We start from the raw sequence: 469 nt of genomic DNA, 5'->3' as shown, positions 1-469 counted from the left end.
TTCTGCTCGATTTCGCCGTGCAGAGCGCGCTCGTCTCCAATCAGCATATTGTCTACGCCTTGCGGCCGGAAGCGCGCTCGCGGTTGAACACCATCTTCATGGGGGCGATGTTCCTTGGCGGCGCGGTCGGCTCGGCCGCCGCGAAGACCGCGTGGAAGGCGGGGGGCTGGGACGCCGTCGCTGCCCTTGGCGGCGCGTTCGCACTGGTTGCGGTCGCGCTGCAGATCGCCAGCCTGCGCAGAAAGCACTGATGATGCGGATCGTGATCGTAGGCGGGTCGCTCGCAGGTCTGTTCGCTGCAGGGCTGCTGCGAAAGGCCGGGCACGATGTCCAGGTCTATGAGCGTTCGCGCGCCGGGCTTGCCGGGCGCGGTGCTGGACTGGTTCCGCAGGAAGAGGTGTTCGTCGCGCTTCGCGCGCTTGGGCTTGATGATCTGGCAACCATCGGTGTGATGGCGCGCGAGCGCATT

Annotated in this window: 1 protein-coding gene and 1 pseudogene; both read left to right on the top strand. The window is 66.5% G+C overall.

The window, feature by feature from the left end; all coding sequences use genetic code 11:
- Nucleotides 1–251, top strand: a pseudogene (locus AACY52_RS30765) (MFS transporter); the annotation flags it as partial.
- Nucleotides 251–469, top strand: a 219-nt coding sequence (locus AACY52_RS30760; protein ID WP_339561456.1) for an NAD(P)-binding protein, incomplete at its 3' end; no start/stop codon positions are given. The pseudogene AACY52_RS30765 and the gene AACY52_RS30760, both read left to right, overlap by 1 nt.

The sequence above is a fragment of the Pseudomonas sp. EA_65y_Pfl1_P113 genome, from assembly GCF_963970525.1.
GTDB lineage: Bacteria > Pseudomonadota > Gammaproteobacteria > Pseudomonadales > Pseudomonadaceae > Aquipseudomonas > Aquipseudomonas tritici.
This window is presented reverse-complemented; position numbering and strand designations above follow the sequence as displayed.